The sequence below is a fragment of the Thioclava sp. F34-6 genome (assembly GCF_002213235.1).
Taxonomy (GTDB): Bacteria; Pseudomonadota; Alphaproteobacteria; order Rhodobacterales; family Rhodobacteraceae; genus Thioclava; species Thioclava nitratireducens.
The window spans coordinates 53,926-71,779 of sequence record NZ_NBOA01000003.1; the positions used below are offsets into that span (position 1 = coordinate 53,926).

17 protein-coding genes are annotated in these 17,854 nt (G+C 64.2%); 10 read left to right on the forward strand and 7 right to left on the reverse strand.

All coding sequences use genetic code 11. From position 1 onward, the window contains the following. Positions 1 to 15 precede the first annotated feature (15 nt). Genes B6V72_RS06415 through B6V72_RS06425 form a run of 3 tightly spaced genes read left to right on the forward strand, consistent with a single transcriptional unit; the run spans position 16 to position 2,806 of the window. Positions 16 to 1,056 carry a TRAP transporter substrate-binding protein gene (locus B6V72_RS06415; RefSeq protein WP_075777560.1) on the forward strand — a complete coding sequence of 347 codons (1,041 nt, stop codon included), beginning with the start codon at positions 16 to 18 and terminating at the stop codon, positions 1,054 to 1,056. Continuing rightward, positions 1,053 to 1,499, forward strand: coding sequence for a TRAP transporter small permease (locus B6V72_RS06420; RefSeq protein WP_088735142.1), 447 nt, complete (start codon positions 1,053 to 1,055; stop codon positions 1,497 to 1,499). Before B6V72_RS06415 ends, B6V72_RS06420 begins: the two co-directional genes overlap by 4 nt. Beyond that, on the forward strand, positions 1,496 to 2,806 hold the full coding sequence (locus B6V72_RS06425; protein ID WP_075777562.1) for a TRAP transporter large permease: 1,311 nt from the start codon (positions 1,496 to 1,498) through the stop codon (positions 2,804 to 2,806). The genes B6V72_RS06420 and B6V72_RS06425 overlap by 4 nt, the downstream gene beginning before the upstream one ends. Here B6V72_RS06425 and B6V72_RS06430 read toward each other — a convergent pair. Both B6V72_RS06430 and B6V72_RS06435 read right to left on the reverse strand, forming a co-directional pair. Continuing rightward, on the reverse strand, positions 2,803 to 3,255 hold the full coding sequence (locus B6V72_RS06430; protein ID WP_075777563.1) for a MarR family transcriptional regulator: 453 nt from the start codon (positions 3,253 to 3,255) through the stop codon (positions 2,803 to 2,805). The two genes, B6V72_RS06425 and B6V72_RS06430, sit on opposite strands and share 4 nt — an antisense overlap. A gap of 88 nt (positions 3,256 to 3,343) precedes the next feature. After that, on the reverse strand, positions 3,344 to 3,799 hold the full coding sequence (locus B6V72_RS06435) for an Lrp/AsnC family transcriptional regulator (protein WP_075777564.1): 456 nt from the start codon (positions 3,797 to 3,799) through the stop codon (positions 3,344 to 3,346). Between the two features lie 133 nt (positions 3,800 to 3,932). Here B6V72_RS06435 and hppD point away from each other — a divergent pair, with 133 nt between their 5' ends. The 3 genes from hppD to B6V72_RS06450 all read left to right on the forward strand — a co-directional run bounded on the left by hppD (position 3,933) and on the right by B6V72_RS06450 (position 6,268). After that, positions 3,933 to 5,027, forward strand: a complete 1,095-nt coding sequence (gene hppD / locus B6V72_RS06440) for a 4-hydroxyphenylpyruvate dioxygenase (protein WP_088735143.1) — start codon at positions 3,933 to 3,935, stop codon at positions 5,025 to 5,027. Positions 5,028 to 5,076: 49 nt separating this feature from the next. Next, positions 5,077 to 5,607, forward strand: a complete 531-nt coding sequence (locus tag B6V72_RS18960; RefSeq protein WP_146696177.1) for a hypothetical protein — start codon at positions 5,077 to 5,079, stop codon at positions 5,605 to 5,607. A gap of 187 nt (positions 5,608 to 5,794) precedes the next feature. Beyond that, entirely contained in the window at positions 5,795 to 6,268 is a 474-nt protein-coding gene (locus B6V72_RS06450; protein WP_088719244.1) for an autoinducer binding domain-containing protein, read from the forward strand. A gap of 135 nt (positions 6,269 to 6,403) precedes the next feature. Here the strand turns inward: B6V72_RS06450 and B6V72_RS06455 are convergent, their stop codons facing one another. After that, entirely contained in the window at positions 6,404 to 8,770 is a 2,367-nt protein-coding gene (locus B6V72_RS06455) for a DUF2309 domain-containing protein (protein WP_088735144.1), read from the reverse strand. A 4-nt stretch (positions 8,771 to 8,774) separates the two neighbouring features. Continuing rightward, a complete protein-coding gene (locus tag B6V72_RS06460) occupies positions 8,775 to 10,325 on the reverse strand; it encodes a proton-conducting transporter membrane subunit (protein WP_088735145.1) in 1,551 nt (516 codons plus the stop codon). Between the two features lie 93 nt (positions 10,326 to 10,418). Here B6V72_RS06460 and B6V72_RS06465 point away from each other — a divergent pair, with 93 nt between their 5' ends. Continuing rightward, on the forward strand, positions 10,419 to 11,312 hold the full coding sequence (locus B6V72_RS06465; RefSeq protein WP_088719241.1) for a LysR family transcriptional regulator: 894 nt from the start codon (positions 10,419 to 10,421) through the stop codon (positions 11,310 to 11,312). Between the two features lie 104 nt (positions 11,313 to 11,416). Here the strand turns inward: B6V72_RS06465 and B6V72_RS06470 are convergent, their stop codons facing one another. The 3 genes from B6V72_RS06470 to B6V72_RS06480 are packed head-to-tail and all read right to left on the reverse strand — an operon-like array spanning position 11,417 to position 14,420. Continuing rightward, a complete protein-coding gene (locus tag B6V72_RS06470) occupies positions 11,417 to 12,541 on the reverse strand; it encodes a C4-dicarboxylate TRAP transporter substrate-binding protein (RefSeq protein ID WP_077701126.1) in 1,125 nt (374 codons plus the stop codon). Between the two features lie 44 nt (positions 12,542 to 12,585). Next, positions 12,586 to 13,896 (reverse strand): TRAP transporter large permease, encoded by a 1,311-nt coding sequence (locus B6V72_RS06475; protein ID WP_088724552.1) that lies wholly within the window; start codon positions 13,894 to 13,896, stop codon positions 12,586 to 12,588. After that, positions 13,893 to 14,420 (reverse strand): TRAP transporter small permease, encoded by a 528-nt coding sequence (locus tag B6V72_RS06480; protein ID WP_146696178.1) that lies wholly within the window; start codon positions 14,418 to 14,420, stop codon positions 13,893 to 13,895. The genes B6V72_RS06475 and B6V72_RS06480 overlap by 4 nt, the downstream gene beginning before the upstream one ends. A 131-nt stretch (positions 14,421 to 14,551) precedes the next feature. On the opposite strand from B6V72_RS06480, the gene B6V72_RS06485 reads away from it, so the two are divergent. From B6V72_RS06485 to dctP, 3 genes are all read left to right on the forward strand, one after another. Continuing rightward, positions 14,552 to 15,430 carry a LysR substrate-binding domain-containing protein gene (locus tag B6V72_RS06485; RefSeq protein WP_088722063.1) on the forward strand — a complete coding sequence of 293 codons (879 nt, stop codon included), beginning with the start codon at positions 14,552 to 14,554 and terminating at the stop codon, positions 15,428 to 15,430. A gap of 117 nt (positions 15,431 to 15,547) precedes the next feature. Beyond that, positions 15,548 to 16,297: an alpha/beta fold hydrolase gene (locus B6V72_RS06490; protein WP_088735147.1), complete on the forward strand. Its 750-nt coding sequence runs from the start codon at positions 15,548 to 15,550 to the stop codon at positions 16,295 to 16,297. Between the two features lie 368 nt (positions 16,298 to 16,665). Further along, positions 16,666 to 17,763, forward strand: coding sequence for a TRAP transporter substrate-binding protein DctP (dctP, locus tag B6V72_RS06495; RefSeq protein WP_088735148.1), 1,098 nt, complete (start codon positions 16,666 to 16,668; stop codon positions 17,761 to 17,763). Positions 17,764 to 17,854 lie beyond the last annotated feature (91 nt).

The following is a 17,854-nucleotide window of genomic DNA, read 5'->3' on the forward strand; positions in this document are numbered from 1 at the left end:
TCTTGGGAGGAAACAATGACGCATAAACTGACGAAACGTGCTTTCCTGGGCTCCGCCGCCGCGGTGGGGGCGACCCTTGCGATGCCTGCGATCCCGGCACGGGCCGAGGGCGTGGACCTCGTCCTGTCGAGCTGGTTGCCGCCGCGCCACCCGATCGTGGTGGACGCGATCAAGCCCTGGGCGAAGGACATCGAGAAAGCGACCGAGGGCCGCGTGCGCATCCGCGTGCTTGCCAAGCCGCTGGGCTCGCCGCCAGCGCATTTCGACATGGCGCGCGATGGCGTGGCCGACATCACCTACGGTCTGCACAGCTTCACGCAGGATGACCGCTTCAAGAATTCGCGCGTTGGCCAGTTCAGCTTCCTCGGCAATGATGCCGTGTCGATGTCGGAAGCCTTCTGGACCGTCTATACCGAGAAGCTCGGCGCCGAGAAGGAACATGCCGGCACCCATCTGCTGGGCCTGTTCAACCATGGCCCTGGGATGGTCCACAACAACAAGCGTCCGATCAACAAGATCGAAGACCTGCAGGGTCTGAAGATGCGTGTGCCGGGCGGCTACATCGCCGATCTGATGAGCCATTTCGGCGTCGAGACGATCTTCACCCCGTCGGGCGAAGTCTATGAAAAGCTCTCGCGCGGCGTCGTCGATGGCGTGACCTTCCCCTATGACGCGATCGCCTCGTTCAACCTCGCGGATTACCTGAAATACACCACCACGATCCCGGGCGGCATCTACAACACCACCTGGTTCCTGGTGATGAATTCCGGCAAGTGGGACGCGATTTCCCCGGCCGATCAGGAGGCGATCAACAAGCTCTCCGGGCTCGCCTTCGCAACCCGCGTCGGCAAGGCGTGGAACGGCGCGGACGAGCGCGGCAAGAAGGCAGCGAAAGAGGGGGGTATGGTCGCCGAGACCGCGCCACAGGGCGTGCTCGACGCGATCAAGCAAGAGGCCAGCGTGCTCGAAGGGCAGTGGGCCGACAGCCTGGGCGGCGACTATGACGGTCGCGCCGCGCTTGCCGAGTTCCGCAAGATGACGGGCGTGGACGTATGATCGTACGCGGCCGCTTCGTTCTCGAGGCAATCGCCGCGGGCCTGGTGACGGGGTTGATCCTCGTCACCTGTTTCGACGTGGTCGGCAGGTATCTGTTCAACAACCCGCTGACCGGCGCCTACGAGATCACCCAGGTGCTTCTCGGCGCGCTCGTCTTCGTCGCGATGCCTCTCACCACGGGCAAGGGAGGCCATGTCGAGGTCGACCTGCTGATGCCGATCCTGCCGCCGGTGCTGCGGCGTATGCTCGGGCGGATCGGGAGCGCGATCGCGGCGCTCGTCATGCTCTATTTCGCATGGCGGCTGGTGATCCTGGCACAGGATCAGTTCCACACGCAGCTCGCGACCTCGGGTCTCGGGATCAAACTCTGGTATTTCGGTGTGATCGGCGTACTCAGCTTCGCCGTCTCCGCCCTTGTCGCGGTGCTTCGGAGGCCGGAATGACGATATCTCTCGTGGCATTCGCCATACTTCTGGCGCTGGTCTTCCTGCGCGTGCCGATCGCCTTCGCGATGGCGCTTGTCGGCGGGGCCGGGTTCGCATGGATGCGCGGCGCCGAGGCGGCCGGCTCGATGGTCGGCAGCGCCGTCTTCGAGACCGGGATGAACTATTCGCTTTCGGTCGTGCCGCTCTTCATCTTCATGGGCAATGTGCTGGCCGGATCGGGGATCGCCAGCGGTCTCTTCACGGGCGCCGACCGGGTCTTCGGGCGGATGCGTGGCGGGCTCGCGATGGCCACGATCCTCAGCTGCGGCGGCTTCTCCGCGGTCTGCGGTTCGTCGCTCGCGACCGCGGCCACGATGTCGAAGGTGGCGATGCCATCGATGCGCCGCTTCGGCTATCACGACTCGCTCGCCACCGGCGCCATCGCCGCGGGCGGCACGCTGGGCATTCTGATCCCGCCCTCGGTCATCATGATCATCTTCGGTCTTCTGACCGAGAGCGACATCGGCAAGCTGTTCATCGCGGGGATCGTTCCCGGGGTGCTCGGTATAGGCCTGTATCTCGTGTCGGTCATGGTCGCAGTGCGGCTGAACCCGAAACTCGCCCCGGAAGTGCGCGAGCCCCTTGCCATGAAGCGGCAGGACATCGTCGGCGTGCTCGCGACGCTCGGGCTGTTTGTCTTCATCATGGTGGGCATCTATGGCGGGTTCTTTACTCCGATCGAGGCCGCCGGCATGGGCGCCGCTGCGGCCGTCTTGATCGCGGCTGCGGTCGGCGGTCTGAGGCTCGGCGCGCTCTGGCGGGCGCTCACCGATGCGGCAATCGCCTCCGCGATGATCTTCGCGATTGTCATCGGAGCCGAGATCTTCGGCAATTTCGTCACCTTCGCGGGCCTGCCCGACGCGCTGGCCGAACTGGTCTACAATCTCGGGCTGGGCGGCTACGAGGTGATCATCATCATCGTACTGATCTACATGCTGCTGGGCATGGTGCTCGAGAGCCTGTCGATGATCCTGCTGACGGTGCCGATCTTCTACCCGGTGATCTACCAGCTCGATTTCGGTTCAGGGCTTTTGGCCAATCCCGACAATGCGTTGATCTGGTTCGCCGTGATCGTCGTGGTCGCGACAGAGATCTCGCTGATCACGCCGCCTGTTGGCATGAATGTCTTCGTGCTGCGCTCGGTTCTGCCGGACGTGACGCTGGGCACGATGTTCCGCGGCATCCTGTGGTTCTGGGTGGCAGATATCGTGCGGATCTCGCTGATCGTGGCCTTCCCGGTGATCTCTCTCTGGCTGGTCGGCTAGTCCCGCTCGGGCTCGGTACGGATATCGAGCTCGAGCGTGTCGATCAGCGCATTCACCCCGGCTTCGAGCCCGGCGCGCGCTTCCTCGGGCAGGGCGGAGAGCATCGTCTGGGCCCGGGCGTTCACCTTGGGCCGGGCCTCGCCATAGAGCGCACGGCCTGCCTCGGTGCATTCATACTCACGCAGCCGCCGATCGCTGTCGGGCACGAAGCGCCGGATCAGCCCGCGCGCTTCGAGACGCGCCGCTGCCCGGCTTACCTGAACCTTGTCGAGCGTGGTGCGGCGCGCGATGTCGAGCGATGAAATCCGGCCGACCCCGTCGAGGATCGACATCAGCCTCCATTCCTCTCGCGTAAGCCCGTATTCGCGCGCATAGACATCCTGGAGATTGCGCGAGAAGGCCTCGGCGGCGATCGCGAGACGGTAGGGAAAGAATTCCTCGAGCTTCATGCGGTGCAAATCCTCCTCGGGGCAGGATGGCAGTGTTTCATGTGCAATGAAATGACTTTCATGAGACCGCTCCCGACGCGCTCTGCGCTCAGATCGGCAGCGGCGCGTCCTGTTTGAACTGGTGCATGACGATCTGGCTCTGCACCCGGGCGACGGTGGGATGGGCAAGCAGCACGTCGTGGATCAGCCGATGCAGTGCTGCCAGATCCGCGCAGTAGACGCGCAGCAGATAATCCGCCTCCCCCGTCAGGGTCCAAGCGGAGGTGATCTCGGGCTGCAAGGAGACGAGGCGCGAGAATTGCTGCGCCGGTTCCGCCCCGTGTCGCTGCATCTGCACCTGCACGAAGGCTTGCACGGCAAGCCCAAGCCGCGCCGCATCGAGCCGCGCGCCGTAGCCGCGGATCAGCCCCTCGGCCTCGAGCCGCTGCCGCCTGCGCCCCACTTGGCTTGGCGACAGGTTCAGCCGCTCGCTCAAGTCCTGCGAGGTTAGCTGGGCATTCTGCTGCAGTTCCGCGAGCAGGCGTTTGTCGATATGGTCGATCATGCGGAGATTTAGCGCCGAATTCCCCCTAGATGCAATATTTCCGCAAAAATTGGCGCCCCTACGCGCTACTTCGCGCGGAACGAGCATTCGTCCCAGGCTACCCTCTTCTTAGCGCAAACAGGAGGAGAAACCCATGGGACCGTTCCCCCACGACGCCCCGCAATCCACCATCACCGAGGAGAATCCCGCTGGCACGGACGGGTTCGAATTCGTCGAATTCGCACATCCGGATCCGCAGGAACTGCGCGACCTCTTCGCGAAGATGGGCTATGAGCATGTAGCGAACCACAAATCGAAGCCGGTCGAGCTTTGGCAGCAGGGCGACATCACCTATGTCATCAACGCTGACCCCGACAGCTTCGCGGCCCGTTTCGTGGAAGAGCACGGGCCCTGCGCCCCCTCGATGGCATGGCGCGTCGTCGATGCGCGGCACGCCTTCGATCACGCGGTGAAGAACGGCGCGGAGCCCTACGAGGGCACGGACAAGACCGTCGACTGGCCTGCGATCAAGGGGATCGGCGGCAGTCTGATCTATTTCACCGACCAATATTACGACACCTCGCCCTATAACGAGGAATTCGACTGGCTGAAGACGTCGAAGCCGAAGGGCGTGGGCTTCTATTATCTCGACCACCTGACCCACAATGTCTTCAAGGGCAACATGGACAAGTGGTTCAACTTCTACGGCGATCTTTTCAATTTCCGCGAGATCCGGTTCTTCGACATCGAGGGAAAATATACCGGCCTCTATTCCCGGGCGCTGACCTCGCCCTGCGGGCGCATCCGCATCCCGATCAACGAGGATCGCGGCGAAACCGGCCAGATCGTCTCCTATCTCAAGAAGTACAAGGGCGAGGGCATCCAGCACATCGCCGTGGGCGCGCGCGACATCTACGAGGCGACCGACGCGATTGCCGATCGCGGGATCCGCTTCATGCCTGCCCCTCCCGAAACCTATTACGAGCTCAGCCATGACCGCGTGACCGGGCATGAGGAGCCGGTCGATCGGATGAAGAAGCACGGCATCCTGATCGACGGCGAGGGCGTCCTCGGCGGCGGCGAGACCAAGATCCTGTTGCAGATATTCTCGAAGACGGTAATCGGGCCGATTTTCTTCGAATTCATCCAGCGCAAGGGCGACGATGGGTTCGGCGAAGGCAACTTCAAGGCGCTCTTCGAGTCGATCGAGCGCGAGCAGATCGAAAGCGGCGAACTCGTCGCCGAATGATCGCACCATAAATCCAGGTTGCGACGGGGCAGGCTGGAGCCTGCCCCTTATGCATTTCGGCGGCGCTGCGGACGCAACCTTGCCGCTCAGCGAAATCCAAAAGCACGCACCACGCCGAGCAGAGCCTGGCGAGCTCGACGATCGGTCGGAGCCGGTAGGGTTGTTTGGGTCCCGAGGCCTGCGGCACCATGCAGAAAGTTCGATCAACTCTCCGTTATCGAAGCTGAAGGTCCGGAATTCCTCAGGTGAATGCTGCCGTCTTCCTTTGATAGCAAATAGGTATTCGAGAGAATTTATTTTTCAAAAAGACTTTCCTGTGCGCCCGGGGCCGGATCGCAAGCCCTCCGGCCCCAATTACAAACAGGCGGAGATTTTCATGACGGAGCCTTCTATCGAAATCGAATACTTGGATGACGGGGCGATCCGACTGCGCAAAGGCGCGTGGTCGGACAAGGTGCCGCGGTCGCAGATTGAGCGCTGGGCGGACCATTATGAGTTGATGCATCGAAATAACAGCAATGCCGGGTATCTCGAAATGGCCCGCGCGCTGCGGGAAGCCAGGGCGAAGTTTCTGCTTTGATTGGCTGAGCGGACAGAGAAAAATCCGCTGAGAAAAACCTGAAAGAGTGCGCCGAGGCAGATCAGTTGGGCCTTGTCGGCGTCCGCTCTTTCCTACCGAATCCACAAATCGTAAGCTTCGGCAAAACGGCTCAGAATACGCCATAGGGATCGGCGCAAAATAAACTGAACTTGTCAGGAGGCGAAGATTGGATCAGCTGCGTGTAATCGAAGACCGCTTGCAGCGCCTTAATCGGATCACCGATTGGAAATTCGCCTTGGGTTTGCACATTCGCTTTGCCAATCCGACCCTGAGCTATGTGACGTACCCGAAAGAATGGGTGGATTACTACACCGAAAAACAGCTCGTTTTCGTGGACCCGACCGTCCGATGGGCGATTTCCAATCAGGGTATTTGCGATTGGGCGGACCTCTCCGACGGCGATGAGAGTGACGTGTTCGGCGCCGCTTCGCGTTTTGGATTGCGTTACGGGAAGGTGATTGCACTTGGGGAACTGGACCGTTCCATTGGCTTCTTTGCCCATCCTTCTCGTCCGATCACGCAGGAGGAGATCGAGCAGGCTCAATCGCTAATGCAGGAGCTTCACGACGTCACCCGCGATGCGTTGGACATGTCCGAGAAGGAACTCGAGGAGCTTCGCCAGATCCCGGTGTTGCCCTAAGCCGGAGTTCTTGGGCCAGACCCCAGAGACCCCAACACCAATGCCAATCTAGCAGAGCCGCAGAGTCTTCTGGGCTGCCCGCGCCCCAGCAGTTGCGGCGCGGGCAGCCCCCGATGTTGCGAGCGGCGTTTACGGTCACGCGGCGCGGATCTGGGACTGTTGGTCCCGCTCCACCCACGAACCGTTTTCATAGCGCGCCACGATCCGGCCCGCATCGTCTATCGCCTGCAGCGACAACCAACCATTGTCGAAGAGCGCCTTGAGTTGCGGATGCCGCTCCAGCACCTCGGTGATCGCCTCGGTCGGGGCCGCGACGATCACCGAGAGCCGCAGCGGATCATGCCGCAGCCGCTCGCCGTCATGCATCGATTGCATCGGCAACCCGACCCGCAGATCGCCGCCATTGCCCTCGAACACACCGATGCCGCCGACCACGTTGTGCAACAGCTTGTTGCCGGCCCCGAACACCTCGGGCGCGGTGGCGGAGCCGTTATATTGCAGCGCGATCCAGCTGGTGACGACGGCAGGGGCGGTCAGGATCAGCTCGAGCGTGGAAAAGCCCGCATCCTGCCGCCAGTCGTAATCGTGCAGGAAGGCTCGCCCACCCAGATCGCAGCCCCTGCTCCGCGCCCTGGGGGCCACGATGAAGGCGCGGCAACCGGCCAGCCCCCATTCGGGCCGCAACTCGGACCAGTCCTTGCCCCGCCGGGGCAGATCTGCCCCCGACCCGGCGCGGGGGAGGGTCTGCGCCCGCGCCGTCCGGGCGATCTGGCCCGCCTTCGCGAGCGCTGTTTGCAACTGCACCAGATGCGCCCGTGGCACCGCAGCCGTCCCGTCCTCGAACAGCCGTAGCTCGTCGCTGACTGTATCATGCAGCCCGGCAAGGAACCGCGTCTCCGGCGGGATCGCGATGCCGTTCCGGGACAGTCCCTTGCGCACCACCGGATCGTTGAGCAGTTCCGCGAGCAACCGCGCGTTCACATCGCCCGCATGGCCGCCACAGGCCCCGCATTGCAGCGCGCTCGCATGCGGTGCGTTGGTGACATGCGCGCCGTGACCCGCGATCAGGACCAGCGGCGCGAAATCGGAGGTGAGCGACATCGCCTGCAGCACCCGGCCCGCCAGCGCGATCCGCTCATCGGAGGGCAGGTCAAGCGCGGGCACGGGCTCGGGGGTCGGTGCCGTTTCCTGCGCCATCGCCGACCCGAAAAGCTTGCCCAGATACAGCGGCCCGGCCGCTTCCACGAAGGCGAAGGACGACACCGCGGCCAGCTTGAACCGGCCCCAAGCGCGAGTGGCGCGCCGGGCGATCCGCGCGGCCTGATCGGCCTTGTCGCTCACCGCGACTTGCGACTCGACCCCTGTTTCCAACAGCACCGGCGCCCGCGCGTCGCGCTGGTCCGAGGCCAGCCCGCGATGGGCGATCGGCAGACCGAAGAAGCCCGCGAAGCCGCGCGTCTGCACGCCGGGATCGGCGGCTTCCAAGGCCCGCCGGAAGGGTTCGGACCGCACGTCGATGCAAAAGACCGCCTGGATGTCGGGTGCCTGTGCGCCGGTCCGTTCGTCCGCCGCTGCGAGCGTTTCCGCCAAGGCCCGTTCTTCGGCCCGGTCCGCGGCCTCTTGCAGTGCAAGATCGATGCGCAGATCGAGGCTCGGATTCAGCGGCGCGGCATGGTCTTTCAGCGCCCGCGTCCACGGGGCGGAGAGCCGGTCGCGGAAACACTCCAGCAGCGCCACCTCCCACGCGAGCCGGATCACCAGCATCTCGAACGCCAGCGCATTGCGCTCTCCTTTCAGCCCGTCCGCCCAGCCAAGCCCGCGCGCATATTGCGCCCAGCCGCCAAGGCTCATCGCGAGCCGATGCAGGTAGAGTGGCGCGGCCTCGGTGCTCAGACCAAGCCGGCCCGTCAGTTCCGCGAAGGCGGCGCGCGCATCCGTGGGCAGGCTCGCCGCGAAGGCGCAGAAGCCGCGCAGCCCGTGCAGACCCGGCGTCAGGTCGCGCAGCGCGAACGCCCGCCACGCCTTGAAGGCCGCGCCCTCCGGCGCAGGCCAGAGCGCTTGCCCCTTGTCGAAATGCCCGCCGGCCCAGAGACCGACCCGGTCCGCGATCAGCGCGGGCCAGTCCTGTCCGGTCTCCTTCGCGGCCAGATCGGCCAGCGTCGGATCGGGCCGATACGCGGGCGAGGGGGCGTGAAGCGCCTTTCGCACCTGATCGGGGTCGAGCCCCGCCTCGATCGCGGCGGCCGAAATATCCTGCTGCGTGAGCCGCCCGGCCTCTAGCCACTGGGCTATTGCCTCGCGCGGGGCGGTCGTCCGGGCGCCCGCCACCCGCGCCAGCCGGGTCGCGGCCTGAAGGCGGCTCTCTCCGGCCTGACCGAGATAGGGGTTCACCGCCACCGTCGCCTCCAGCCCGAAGGCGGGCGGGATCTGAGCCAGCGTCTTTTCGGCTGCGGCAAAGAGTTGCAAGGTCGCGCCGGGGAATTGATAGCTGTGGAAACTCATAGCCTTAACCTTTCTTGAGGGGCGTCTGCCCGATCAGCCGATCGGTGAGCGCATTAAGATAGAGACCGTTCATGAGGTGGACCCGCAGCCCCGCCGCAGCCGGATGGCTGCCCCAAAGCGGGAAGGTCGCCTGCGCCCAGGCCGCGAGGCCGAAGCCTGCGATCGTCAGGAGCATCACCAGCCAGATCAGCGGGTCGGCCGGGGGCGGGGGCGGCAGGGTGCCCGCCGAAAGCGCATTTGCCCCCCAATGCAGCGCGAAATAACCAAGGGTCGCGCCCAGAGACATAAGCGTCGTGCGCCAGAACAGCGGCCACGGCGCGGCCTCCGCCAGCCCCTGAGCGATCAGGTAGGCGACGCCGAAGACGAGGATCGCCCCCAACGCGATCGCCTGTGGCGGTTCGTGCCAGAGCCCGGAGAGCGCGAGCGCCCCGCCGTAGATTGCGAGCGAAAGAAGGAAGGCGCGCAGCACCGCTCCGGCGCCCGGCACCGCGACCGGGCCGGGCCGGCGCTGCTGCGCCACCGCGGCGACCGCGCTGCCCGAGGACAGGAAGGCATGCGCCTTGTAAAGCGAATGCGCCACGATATGCAGCAGCGCCAGCGGAAACAGCGCCAGTCCGCATTGCAGCACCATGAAGCTCATCTGTGCGCAGGTGGACCATGCAAGCGAGGTCTTCACCGCCGATTGCGTCGTCGCCACTGCCGCCGCGATGAGTGCGCTGAGCCCGCCGACCAGCGCCAGCACTGCGAGGACGCCGGGCGCGGCGAGCATCACGTCGGCAAAGCGGATCAGCAGGAAGCCCCCTGCATTGACCACGCCCGCATGCATCAGTGCCGAGACCGGGGTTGGGGCCTCCATCACCTCGGTCAGCCAGCCATGGGTCGGGATCAGCGCCGATTTGAACACCGCAGCGACGCCCAGAAGCCCCGCCACGACCCAAAGCGTCTGCGGCCCTTGCCCGTTGCGCGCGGCCTCGAGGATGCGCGCGATGTCGGTGGTCCCGAAGCCATAGGCGAGAAGGCTCACCGCGACCAGCAGGGCACCGCTCGCGACCAACCCGCTGAGCGATTTCTTCCGCGCGGCGCGTTGCGCGCCGGGGCGCTCTGGATAGAACAGCAGCAACCGGTGCAGACCGGTGCCGACCGCGATCCATGCGATCACCAGCTGGAACAGGTTGCCTGCCACCACGAGCGCAAGCACACAGGCGAGTGTCAGGCTCATCCAGCCCATGAACCAGCTTTGCCGCGCTTCGCCATCGAGCGCGACCCGCGAAAAGCGCAGCACCACCCAGCCGACGAAGCCGACGGTCAGTGCCAGCGAGATGCTGACGATGTCGATGCGCGCAGAGAGACCGATGCCCGCCATGCCTATGAGCGGGCTCGTCGTCGGCCCCGACAGCGCAAGCGTCACCGCCGCGCTCACCGTCGCGAGCAGCCCCAGAAGTGAGGCCAGCTCCGGCCCACGCAGTCGCGCTCCGGCCCGCTCCGCAGGCCTCAGAAGCAAATCAGTGCCGACCGCGATCAAAAGCGCAGCGGGCAGCAGCAAGAGATAAGACATGGCAACCTCCAGTTCGTTCCCGGGAGAGGTAGCGGCGGCTTGGTGTGAAGAAAAATTCATTGTTTGTGGGTTTTCGTTCTGTTTAATAGAACGATGTCAGAGTTGAACTACCATCATCTGCGCTATTTCCACGAAGTCGCGAAGGACGGGAACCTGACGCGCACGGCGGAGCGTCTGAACGTTTCGCAATCGGCACTCTCGACGCAGATCCGCACATTTGAGGCACGGATCGGTCACCAATTGTTCGAGCGGCGCGGGCGGCAGTTGGTGCTGACCGAGGTCGGGCATATCACGCTCGACTATTCGGAGCGGATTTTCGAGGCGGGCGAAGAGCTTGCGGCCACGTTGCGACAGGCCTCGGCGGGACGTCAGGCGGTGAGGATCGGCGCGCTCTCCACGCTTTCGCGCAATTTCCAGATCGGATTTCTCGCGCCGCTCATCGGGCGCACGGATGTGGAGATCGTGCTGCGTTCGGGCAACGGGGGCGTTCTGTTCGAGGCGCTGCAGGCGATGGCGCTTGACGTGGTGCTGACGACGGAGCCGCCGGCGCGCGACGTGTTCTCGAGCTTCGTCGCGCATCGCGTCGCCGAACAGAAGGTCTTGCTGCACGGCACGCCGCACCGGCTGCGGCATGCCACGCTCGAGGAGATGCTGAGCGAGGAACCCGTGATTCTGCCGACCGACAGTTCGATCCGAACCGGCTTCGACAGCCTGATCACCCGGCTCGGGCTGCGTCCGCAAGTGGCGGCGGAGGTTGACGACATGGCGATGATCCGCCTTCTGGCCCGCGAGGATGCGGGGCTTGCGATCACGCCCGCCGTCGTTCTGGCCGACGAGCTTCGCGACGGGTTGCTGGTGACCGCACCGTTCGATCTCGATATCGGTGAGGATTTCTACGCGGTGACGCTGCAGCGCCGCTTTCCGAACCCGGTGGTCACGGACCTGATCGAGAAGGCGCGGGAGGCAGAGGCGTCCGGTCGCGGTTGATCCAGGGAAACGCGGGACAATGGCGGCGCGCGACCTTGCTGGACAAGAACGCGAAAAGGCGGCTCGAAAGCCGCCTTTTCTTTTGGTCTCGATCCCAGTCGGTCTCAGTAGACGCCGTAGGTCGTCTCGTCGAGCTTGTCGTAGATCTCTGAGCGCGCAAGCGCGGCCAGCGCGTCCACATCGGTCGTGTCCACATTGGCGAGCAGCCCGTCCCACTTGTCGACGAGCGCCTTGAACTCGGTGAGGATCGCTTCGGGATCCTTCACGCCGCGATCCTTGGCATTGGCGATCAGCGTGGCTTCATCGGCGACCACGAATTCGGCCAGCGCATCTTTCAGGGCCTGATCCGGCTCGGCTACGGCCATGCCGTTCTCTTTCGCCGAGTTCACGGCCTTCTCGACATCCTTGTCGAAGGCGATGCGGTGCTCTGCGAGGTAATAGGCCATCTCATTGAACAGCACGCGGCGGTTCTCGGGCGAGATCGACTGCCAGAAGGCGACGTTGTAGCCCCATTCGAACCCGGCGTAGTAGTTGCCGATCGCGAGCGTGTTCATGTCGGTGACGACATCCTTCAGGCTGAAGCTGTCGAGCGCATCCGCCGCCGCGACCGCACAATCGAGCGAGCCGGCGTCAAGCCCGGTATACATCTCGCTCGACGGCATCGAGACCGGTACGGCGCCTACGAATTCCGCGAAGCGCGACCACGCGCCGCCCGCCATGCGCAGGCGCTTGCCCTTGATATCGGCCAGCGTGCGGACCGGGGTGTTGCACTGCATGAAGTACTGCGAGGTCGAATAGCCCCCGCCATAGACCACACCATTGGCTTTCCACTCCGCCAGCTGGGCGGGGTTGGTCAGGCCGAACTCGGTCGAGGCGAAAGCCATGACCAGCGGGTCGGTGTTGTAGAAAGCCATGTTGCCGATGAGATTGTCGATCGGCAGCTCGGAGGGGGTGTAGGTCCCGGCGTGATAGGTGACCTGCGCGATCCCGTCGCGCACGCCCTGCAGCGAGGAGGCCGGCGGCAGCAGCGAGCCTGCGGAGAACACGGTGAAATTGATCTCGCCATCGGTCTCTTCCGCAACCTTCTTGGCGAATTCCACGTAGGGGCCGCGCACCATCGAGTGGCGCTCGGCGAAGAAATGGTTGGCGTTGTAGTCTGCCGCGCTCGCCACGGTCGCGGTGGTCATCATCGCGAAGGCGATCGCCGCGGTCTTCATCGTCGACGTCATGTTCACAGGTTTCCTCCCTTTGGAACGGTAAATGAGTTGTCGTTTCACCCGGCCATCAGCGCGGGCAGGTAGAGGCTGAGCGCCGGAAACGCGATCAGCAGGATGAGCGTCAGCAGGTCCATCGCGATGAACCAGGTCGTACCGGAGATGATGTTGCCGAGCTTCACCTTCCCCGACAGCGCGCTGTGCAGGACATAGAGGTTGAGCCCCACAGGCGGCGTCACGAGGCCGATCTCCAGGAGTTTGATCGTGATGATGCCGAACCAGATCAGGTTGATGTCGGCGGCTTCCAGCACCGGCAGCAGGATCGGCAGAGTCAGCAGCATCAGGCCGATCGAGTCGATCACCATGCCGAGGATCACGAACAGCCCCGCCACCATCAGGATGATCACCACCTTGTCGTCGGAGACGGCGAGCATCGCGTTGGTCAGCGAGCGCGGCACGCCGGACAGCCCCATGAAGCGGGTGAACATGATCGCCCCGATTGACAGGAAAAAGATCGAGGAGGTGGCGACGACGGTCTGGCGGATCGCGGCGCGCATCGCCTCCCATGTCAGGCTCCGGCGCAGCAGCGCGATCAGAACGGCGAGAGTCGCTCCCATTCCGCCCGCCTCGGTCGGTGTGAAGAAGCCCCCGAATATGCCGCCAAGGACGCCCATGATCAGGACCGGGAACGGCCAGACCGACCACAGCAGGCTCAGGAAGCGGCGCATGTCGAACGGCTCGGCGGTGCGCGGGGCGAGTTTCGGGTTCACCGCGCAGCGCACGGTGATCATTCCCATGTAGATCAGCGCGGATATCAGGCCCGGCACGACGCCCGCGATGAACAGCTGGCCGATCGACTGCTCGGTGAAGATCCCGTAGAGCACCATCAGGATCGACGGCGGGATCAGCGAGCCGAGCGTGCCCGAAGCGGCCACGACGCCGGTCGCGAGCGACGGGTGATACTTCGCGCGCAGCATTTCGGGCACGGCGATGCGCGACATCGCGGCGGTGGTCGCGATGCTCGAGCCCGACGCCGCCGCGAACAGTCCGCAGGCGCCGACGCTGGCCGAGGCGAGACCGCCCGGCACCCGCGCCAGCAGCATCTTAAGCAGGTCGAAGGCGCCACTCGTCAGCCCGGTATTGGCGGCGACGAAGCCCATCAGCAGGAACATCGGGATCGCGGTCAGCGACCAATCCCCGATGAAGCTGAAGGGCAGGGCGCTCACGATGCCGAAAGCGGCGGTCAGGTTCAGCATCGATGCGATGCCGATGAAGGAGACGATCATCAAGGCGATGCCGATCGACATCCGCAGCGCGAGAAGTCCGAACAGGCTCGCGACGCCGATCCACCCAATGGTCAACATGCTCATGCCGCGGACTCCGTATCATGCAGTTTGGTGACGGGTTTGCCTTGCACAAGCAGCACGGCGCGCAAGAGTGCCGCCACGGACGCAAGCCCGAAACCCAACGGCAACATGCAACGGGCGGGCCAGACGATGATCTCGCGGCTGCCCATCACGACTTCGCCGACCTTGAAGGCGCGGACCGCGTCGAGACCCGTGCGCCACGTCATCACCGACAGGATCGCCGCGGTCGCGAAGAAGGTGATCAGCAGGCTGATCCGCTGGAGCCAGTCGGGAAAATGGTTGAACAGCAGATCGACGCTGATCTGCTCGTCGTCATATTCGACCAGCGCCATCGGCAGCATGACGATCGCGACCATGTAATAATAGGACGAGATCTCGACCGTTCCCTGGATCGGGGCGTTCCAGAATACCTTCAGCACCACGTCGAGCGTGATGTTGCCCATCATCACGATGATGCCCAGCCCGCCCACGAGCATCAGCCCGTGAGACAGTCGCCGAAACGCTCGATCAATGAATCCTCTCTGCACCGGTCACCTCCCCGCGATCTTGTGCGCCGGCCAGAGCATTCCTGACGGGGACTACCTATTCAAATAGCAAAGCTTGATCGGGTGATCGCGGTTCGTTATCGCTCCGGGGAGGACGACAGGGAGAGATACTCATGGGCCCAACGCGCATCGGCATTCGCCACTTGCGCTACACGATCGCGGTCGCGGATGCGGGTGGTTTCCGCGCCGCCGCCGAGGCGCTCAACATCGCGCAGCCGGCGATCAGCAAGACGATTCAGGACACCGAGACCGATCTTGGTTTTGCGATCTTCCGGCGCAGCGCGACCGTGTTCGAGATCACCGAGGCAGGACGGATCTTTCTGGAGGATGCGCGCCTGACCCTTGCCACGTTCGAGCGCACGATCCGCGCCTCGCGGCAGAACGCGCTCGGCGCGCGCGGGCATATCATCGTGGGCTATTCCGCACTGGCCTCGTCGTCGCAGATTTCCGCCGGGCTGGATCGGTTCCACCAGAGCTATCCGGGCTGTCAGGTCGAGATGCACGTGATGTCGACGGACACGATGATGCGGAATCTCAAATCGGGCGAGATCGATATCGGCTTCCTGCTGGCGCATGACAGCGTGCAAGACCCGGCCGTCGCGCAGGAGCCTATCTGGTCCACCCGGATCGGCGTCGTCGTGCCGCGCGATGTCGAGGCGCTGTCGCTCGAGGCGCTGCGCGAGCGGTCCTTCGTGATGGGCCTGCGGGAAAACTGGCGCTCGTTCCGGGCCCTGCTCGACACGGCCTTCGCACAGGGCGGTCTCGATCCGGTGGTTGTCGACGAAGCGTGGGACGTGCAGGTGATCTTCCAGCGCGTCGCGGAGGGGCGGGGCCTGACCTTCTACCCGATCAGCGCCGCCGACAGTCTGCCGGCCGCGCTGAAGATCCTCCCGGTGCCGGGCTGGAGCCCGGAACTGACGATCGCGATGGCCTGGAGCAAGGTGGTCGACACGAAATTGCTGCAGGATTTCCGTACGATCTTCCTAGGCTGACACCGCGGCGGGGGTGATCCAATTTCGCGATCACCCGATCACACAAGCCTATTTGAACCTCGCGGAACACCTGACGTCTTATGGCGCCGCAAATGCCGACTGCCAGTGTGAGACCCGATGGATTACGATACCGACCCCGCGCCCTTTGACCTCAAGGGCTCCCGCACGGGTGTGCTGTTGCTGCACGGGTTCACGAGCACGCCCCAAAGCGTGGCTCATGTCGCGCATGGCCTGCATCGGCTCAGCGGGGCGAGCGTCCGCGTGCCGCTGCTGGCCGGTCACGGCACGACACCGGAGGAACTGGCGCAGACCGGATATCGGGACTGGCTGGCCTCGGTGGAGGCGGCGCTCGCGGCGCTGCGGCAGGAGTGCGACCGGATCGTTGTGGCGGGGCTGTCTCTCGGCGGGACCATCGCCCTCAACCTCGCGATCCGCTTTCCTGATCAGGTCGATCGCGTCGTGACGATCAACGGCTCGACCGGGCTCTATCGCCCCGATCAGGTTGCGAGCCTCTTCGGCGATCGACCCGAGCCGTTCCAGCGCGGCATCGGCTCGGATATCCGCCATCCCGACCGGCGCGAAATCTGTTACGACCGGATTCCGTCCACCACGATGCGCGAACGCTTCGTGCTGACCTGTGCCACGGGCGCGATGCTGCCGGAGTTGCGCCAGCCGATCTTGGTCTTCCAGTCCCGCATCGATCATGTCGTCGCTCCCGAGAATGGGCTGCGGATCCTGCGCGATGTCGGATCGTCGGATGTCGGACTGGTCTGGCTGGAGAACTCGTTCCACGTCGCGACCCTCGACCACGACCGCGATTTGCTGGTCGAGAAGATCGGGGAATTCATCCTCGCGAACAGGCGATAAAGCGCGCGCAGCAGGGAAGTATCTGGCAGGAGTGTTTCTCCATCGACCTGAAGTCGCCGCAGCGTTGCCTGTATTGCAATGGGCAAGGGCTGCAGCTCGGCCCTGAGCCGCCCCCGTTGGAATTTTAGGGATATTTCACGAACGCACGCAAATTCGTGAATACTTGCGAAAAAACAAAACCCGTGCAAACCTCGCCTATACAGGGGGAGGAGAGTGGGTTTCCGCTTTTGAGGAGAAGCTGGAAGCCTTGGCGATCACGCCGTCTCACGAAGTCGCGATGTGCTTGGAGGAGTGCCATCGTGTGTTTTCGACCTCCCTCTCATTCGGCCCCGCGTCCGTCGGGGTCGCAACCAAAACGGGGAGGAACCATGAAACATCTGACCACTCGCAGACATGCGTTGCGCACTCTTGCGGCGGCGGGCGCCGCCAGCCTTGCCGCGCCGCATATCGCCTCGGCCCAAGCCAACGGCACGACCTGGAAGATCCAGACCTCGTGGCCGGGCGGCGTCGGCCTTCAGACCTTCAAGGACTGGTGCGCCACTATTCAGGAAAAGACCGGCGGCGAGCTGGCCTTCCAGCCTTTCGGCGCCAATGACGTCGTGGGCGACTTCCAGCTTTACGACGCGGTGAAGAACGGCGTGCTCGACGCGGTCAACCCCTTCACAATCTACGTGCAGGGCATCATCCCGGCGGGCGTGTTCCTGACGTCCTATCCGCTCGGCCTGCGCAATCCGCACGAATTCGACGTGTTCTATTACGGCCTCGGCGGGCTGGAAATGGCGCGCGAGCTTTATGCGGCGCAAGGCATGTATTTCGTGGGCCCCGTCCACCACGGCCCGAACATCATCCACTCGAAGGTGCCGATCCGGTCGATCGACGACTTCCGCGGTCGCAAGATGCGCCTTCCCGGCGGCATGGTCGCCGACGTCTTCGGCGAAATCGGGGCGGAGACCACCGTGCTTCCGGGCTCGGAAATCTTCCCCGCGCTGGAGAAGGGCACGATCGACGTGGCGGACTATGTAGGCCCTGCGGTGAACTACGCGCTCGGCTTCAGTCAGGTGACCAGCTATATCTCGATGGGCCCGCCCGGCATGATGTCGCTCTACCAGCCGGTCGACATCATGGACATCACCGTGGGCATGGATGCGTGGAACAAGCTCAGCCCGCAGATGAAGCAGTTCGTCGAAATGGAAACCCACGTCTATTCCGACATGCATCACGCGGCGATCCAGAAGGCCGACCAGGAAGCCTGGGCAAAGTTCGAGGCCGACGGGACCGAGGTCACGCGCCTCAGCCAGGATGATGTGGAGCTGATGACCGAAGTCGCCGTCCCGATCTGGTTCAAGTACGCGAACCGCGACAGGGACAGTGCGCGGATCTTCAAGACGCAGCTCGATTACATGATGTCCGGCTCGCTCGGCTATGTGATGCCCGATCTGGTCGACGGGCTGGAACTGAAGCTCTGATTTGATCTCGAAGACAGTCTGACGGGCCCGCCCTCTGGCGCGGGCCCGGTTCAACTGATGGCCGGGCATGTCCCGACAACAGGGGGTGGGC

Bases quoted from the DNA above. Each gene is read 5' to 3' on its own strand.
- dctP (WP_088735148.1), top strand. From the start codon at position 16,666: ATGAAACATCTGACCACTCGCAGACATGCGTTGCGCACTCTTGCGGCG.
- B6V72_RS06485 (WP_088722063.1), top strand. From the start codon at position 14,552: ATGGGCCCAACGCGCATCGGCATTCGCCACTTGCGCTACACGATCGCG.
- hppD (WP_088735143.1), top strand. From the start codon at position 3,933: ATGGGACCGTTCCCCCACGACGCCCCGCAATCCACCATCACCGAGGAG.
- B6V72_RS06475 (WP_088724552.1), bottom strand. From the start codon at position 13,896: ATGAGCATGTTGACCATTGGGTGGATCGGCGTCGCGAGCCTGTTCGGA.
- B6V72_RS06425 (WP_075777562.1), top strand. From the start codon at position 1,496: ATGACGATATCTCTCGTGGCATTCGCCATACTTCTGGCGCTGGTCTTC.
- B6V72_RS06465 (WP_088719241.1), top strand. From the start codon at position 10,419: ATGTCAGAGTTGAACTACCATCATCTGCGCTATTTCCACGAAGTCGCG.
- B6V72_RS06430 (WP_075777563.1), bottom strand. From the start codon at position 3,255: ATGAAGCTCGAGGAATTCTTTCCCTACCGTCTCGCGATCGCCGCCGAG.
- B6V72_RS06470 (WP_077701126.1), bottom strand. From the start codon at position 12,541: ATGACGTCGACGATGAAGACCGCGGCGATCGCCTTCGCGATGATGACC.
- B6V72_RS18960 (WP_146696177.1), top strand. From the start codon at position 5,077: ATGCATTTCGGCGGCGCTGCGGACGCAACCTTGCCGCTCAGCGAAATC.
- B6V72_RS06435 (WP_075777564.1), bottom strand. From the start codon at position 3,799: ATGATCGACCATATCGACAAACGCCTGCTCGCGGAACTGCAGCAGAAT.
- B6V72_RS06455 (WP_088735144.1), bottom strand. From the start codon at position 8,770: ATGAGTTTCCACAGCTATCAATTCCCCGGCGCGACCTTGCAACTCTTT.
- B6V72_RS06420 (WP_088735142.1), top strand. From the start codon at position 1,053: ATGATCGTACGCGGCCGCTTCGTTCTCGAGGCAATCGCCGCGGGCCTG.
- B6V72_RS06490 (WP_088735147.1), top strand. From the start codon at position 15,548: ATGGATTACGATACCGACCCCGCGCCCTTTGACCTCAAGGGCTCCCGC.
- B6V72_RS06460 (WP_088735145.1), bottom strand. From the start codon at position 10,325: ATGTCTTATCTCTTGCTGCTGCCCGCTGCGCTTTTGATCGCGGTCGGC.
- B6V72_RS06415 (WP_075777560.1), top strand. From the start codon at position 16: ATGACGCATAAACTGACGAAACGTGCTTTCCTGGGCTCCGCCGCCGCG.